Genomic DNA, 4,143 nt, shown 5'->3' with positions numbered 1-4,143 from the left:
CCCCGGGCGACCCCAGCCCCTACGCCACGCGGTCCGCGTTCGGCCTGAACCCCCTCTTCATCGACCTCGCCCAGGTGCCGGAGTTCCAGGCCACCGGCGGCGAGGCCGCGCTCAGCGACGAGCAGCGCCAGAAGCTGGGTGAGGCCCGCTCCGCGCCGCGCGTGAGATACGACCTGGTGTTCCCGCTGAAGGACGCCGCGTTCGCGCGCGCCTTCGACCACTTTGAAAAGCACGAGTGGACGCCCCGCACGCCGCGCGCCCAGGAGTTCCAGAAGTGGCGCGAGGCGCAGGGCGAGTGGCTGGAGAGCTACGCGCTCTTCACCGCCATCAGCGAGAAGGAGGACCGCCGCCCGTGGTGGCAGTGGCCGGAAGGGCTGCGCACGCGCCAGCCCGAAGCCCTGCTCGCCGTGAAGAACCAGGGCCTGGAGCGCCGCGTGCGCTACCACGCCTGGCTCCAGTGGCTGGCGGAGGCGCAGTGGAACGCCGTGCGCCAGCAGGCGAAGGCGAAGGACGTGCTGCTCTGCGGCGACGAGCCCTTCATCATCGGGCAGGACAGCTCCGACTGCTGGGCCCACCCGGACATCCTGCGCCGCGACGCGCGCCTGGGCGTGCCGCCCGACGACTTCTCCGCCACGGGCCAGGACTGGGGCCTGCCCTACTTCGACTTCGCGGCGATGGAGAAGGACGACTACGCGTGGCTGAAGAAGCGCGCGGCCAAGGCGGCCAGCTACTACGACCTGCGCCGCGTGGACCACGCGGTGGGCTACTTCCGTCAGTGGATCCGCGACGACAAGAACCCCACCGGCTACTTCGTGCCCGCGGACGAGGCCACGTGGCGCCGCCAGGGTGAGAAACACTTCCGCCTGCTGTCGGAGGGCGCGGGCATCGTCGCCGAGGACCTGGGCGTGATTCCGCCCTTCGTCCGGCAAATCCTCGCGGAGCTGAAGCTGCCCGGCTACCGGGTGCTGCGCTGGGAGCGCGACGACAACACCTACCGCGACCCGCACGCCTTCCCCGCCGTGTCGCTGGTCACCACCGGCACGCACGACACGGAGCCGCAGGCCGAGTGGTGGGAGCAGGCGCGCGAGGACGAGCGCCAGAGCGCCGCCCGCACCTGGCCGGAGTTCCAGGGCGTGGCCGTGACGCGCGAGTTCACCCCGGACATCCACCGCGCCACGCTGGCCGCCACGCTCAACTCGGGCTCGGACCTGTGCGTGCTGCCGTGGCAGGACGTGCTGGGCACTCGCGACCGCATCAACCTGCCGGGCACCATGGGCGACGCCAACTGGGCCTACCGCATCGCGCAGAACACGGACGCGCTGCTCACCGAGCCCCAGACGAAGGACGCCGCGGAGCGGCTTTCGTGGCTCACCGCTTCCTCGCGTCGCTGAGCGTGGAGCCGACCTGAAGCACACCGCCCCGGGGCCGCTGGACGACAGCCGCCCCGGGAGCCTCAGCCGTGCTTCAGTTCTCGATGCACTTCACCTGGCCGGGGAAGCCGTCGAACACGGCGCACCGGCGGTCGGCCTTGGCGCACTCCAGCCGGTCGCAGATGTTCTCCACGACGCACAGCGGGGGCGAGCGACCGAAGTCCAGGAACAGCTCCGCGCAGTAGCGGAACGGATCCGCGCACCCGAGCGAGCCGCAGTAGGGGGTGTCGGAGAGGTCCTCCCCCTCCTTGAGCAGCACCACCTCGTCCTCGTTCACGCCGCAGCCGGTGGCGAGCACCAGCGTGACCGACAGCAGCATCGCGATTCGCCGGACCATAGGGACCCGAATCTGGCGCACCCCGGGCCCGGTTGCACGCACCTCCGCGCCGGCCGGGGCCTAAAGGACACTGACCCGGGACCCGAGGTCGTGGAATGCGACATTCGAGGCACAAAGAAACATTGCGAAACGCGTCAGGCGCTGGCCTTCCAGTAAGAAACATGGCGTGGCCGACGTCCGACTCCCTCGACTCCTCTCCGCCGTGCCCCTCGCGCTGGTCGTGCTGCTGACGGCCTGCGCCACCACCTCCTCCACCCAGCCCTCCGGGCCGAAGGTGAAGTCCCTCGACATCGAGGGAGCGAAGCAGGTGGATGACGGGGACATCAAGGACCGCATCCTCACCTCCGCCACGCCCTGGTATGCGTTCTGGCCGTTCGGCAAGGCGCACTACTTCGACACCAACGCGTGGCAGGCGGACCTGCGCCGCATCGAACGGTTCTACCAGGCGGAGGGCTTCTACCAGGCCCAGGTGGAATCCAACGAGGTGATCCCCGAGGGCGACAAGGCCGTGCGCCTCAAGGTGGTCGTCAACGAGGGCGCCCCCACCCTCATCGACCGCATCGAACCGCACGGGCTGGAGGCGCTGGGAGAGGGTCCGGACGCGCCGTCGCAGCGCCAGCGGGAGCTCATCCTGGAGGAGCTGCCGGTGCGCGCGGGCGACGTGTTCCGCGAGGACACGTGGGGCGCCACCAAGGAGCTCATCACCGAGCGGCTCAAGGACCTGGGGTACGCGGAGGCGGAGGTGGGAGGAGAGGTGCGGGTGGACGTGGCCACGCAGAAGGCCATCGTGGACCTGCGGATCGTCCCGGGCCTGCGCTACCGCTTCGGCAACATCTTCATCGCCACGGACGCGAACCCGCAGGTGCCGCCCCGCCGCATCATCGAACAGACGCAGGGCGCCGTCATCAAGGGCGAGTACTTCAGCGAGAAGGCCCTGGCGGAGGCCCAGGCGCGCGTCTTCCGCATGGGCGTCTTCGGCGCGGTGAAGGTGAACCGGGGCGCGCCGGACCGGCAGAACGCCACGGTGCCGGTGGTGGTGGACGTGCGCGAATCACCCTTCCACTCCCTCCGGCTGGGCGGCGGTGTGGGCGTGGACGCCGCGCGGCAGGAAGCCCGTGTCCTGGGCGAGTGGAGCAACCGCAACTTCCGCGGAGGCCTGCGGCGCCTCACACTGCGCGGCCGGCTGGGCTACGCGTTCATCCCCAACATCCTGGCGGCCCTGCGCAGCAATCCCGACGGCACCCAGGACGGCAAGAGCGGCATCGTGTTCGAGGCCACCACGGAGTTCGAACAGCCGCGCTTCCTCTTCCGTGACCTGCGCCTGCAGACCTCCGTCACCGCGGAGAAGGGCCTCCAGCAGGCGTACGAGTACTACGGCGGCTACCTGAAGGCGGGCGTCATCTGGCAGCCCCACGAGTCCTTCTCCGTCTTCCCCTCGTACAACCTCCAGCTCTACCGGCTGGAGGGCAAGGTGTCCGCGGATGAGACCGTGCCGCCCGTCATCCTGGGCTGCAACGACCCCACCGGGAAGTGCGACGTCGCGCTGAGCTTCCTGGAGGTGGCGTTCGCCTGGGACCGACGCGACGACCGCACCGAGCCGCGCGACGGCTACTACGTGGGCTTCTCCATCCAGAAGGGCGGCGGGCCGTTCTTCGGCAACTACGACTACGTCCGACTGCTGCCGGACCTGCGCTACTACCACTCCATCGGGGAGAAGAAGGACCTGACGATGGCGGTGAAGCTGCGCATGGGCACGCTGAACTCGCTGGACGGCAAGCCCAGCTCCATCGTCACCCGCTTCTTCTCCGGCGGCGCCACCGCCATGCGCGGCTTCAACGGCCAGCGCCTGTCGCCCATGACGCCGCTCACGCCCAGCTACAAGACGGACGACGACGGCAACACGCTGCTGGACGCCAACGGCAACCCCATCCTGGACGAGTGGAACACCGTGCCCGTGGGCGGCAACAGCCTCTTCGAGAGCTCCGTGGAGCTGCGCTACATGCTGACGGACAGCCTGATGCTGGCCGTCTTCTACGACTCGGGCCTCGTAGGCACGGAGAACCTGGTTGGCAAGAACTCGCCCAAGCTGTTCGGTCCCGAGCACTACCACGCCGTGGGCGGCGGCCTGCGCTACCTCACGGTCGTGGGACCCATCCGACTGGACATCGCAAGGCGTCTGAACATCGGGCGGGGATTGCCCGTCAGCGACCCCGCATACATCTATCCGTCCTCTGGTGGATGCCTGGGCTTCGGACGCAAGTTCGGCAAGACCTCGACCTCCCCGGAAGCCGCGTTCGCGGGTGCCCCTGAAGGGCTGTGCGCGGTCCACATCTCCATCGGAGAGGCGTTTTGAGCCCGTCGTCCACGACCCCCGCC

The 4,143-nt window shown here is 69.4% G+C and carries 3 protein-coding genes; 2 read left to right on the top strand and 1 reads right to left on the bottom strand.

Annotation, left to right across the window (positions count from 1 at the left end; genetic code table 11):
- Positions 1 to 1,391, top strand: a 1,391-nt coding sequence (malQ, locus tag D7X74_RS40195) for a 4-alpha-glucanotransferase (RefSeq protein ID WP_120538220.1), incomplete at its 5' end; no start/stop codon positions are given.
- A 73-nt stretch (positions 1,392 to 1,464) separates the two neighbouring features.
- Here malQ and D7X74_RS40190 read toward each other — a convergent pair.
- A complete protein-coding gene (locus D7X74_RS40190; protein WP_120538219.1) occupies positions 1,465 to 1,767 on the bottom strand; it encodes a hypothetical protein in 303 nt (100 codons plus the stop codon).
- A 166-nt stretch (positions 1,768 to 1,933) separates the two neighbouring features.
- Between D7X74_RS40190 and D7X74_RS40185 the strand changes: the two genes are divergently transcribed.
- Positions 1,934 to 4,120, top strand: coding sequence for a BamA/TamA family outer membrane protein (locus D7X74_RS40185; RefSeq protein ID WP_167508817.1), 2,187 nt, complete (start codon positions 1,934 to 1,936; stop codon positions 4,118 to 4,120).
- Positions 4,121 to 4,143: the final 23 nt, after the last annotated feature.

Origin of the sequence: Corallococcus sp. CA047B, from assembly GCF_003612065.1 — a bacterium.
GTDB classification, from domain to species: Bacteria; Myxococcota; Myxococcia; order Myxococcales; family Myxococcaceae; genus Corallococcus; species Corallococcus praedator.
This window is presented reverse-complemented; position numbering and strand designations above follow the sequence as displayed.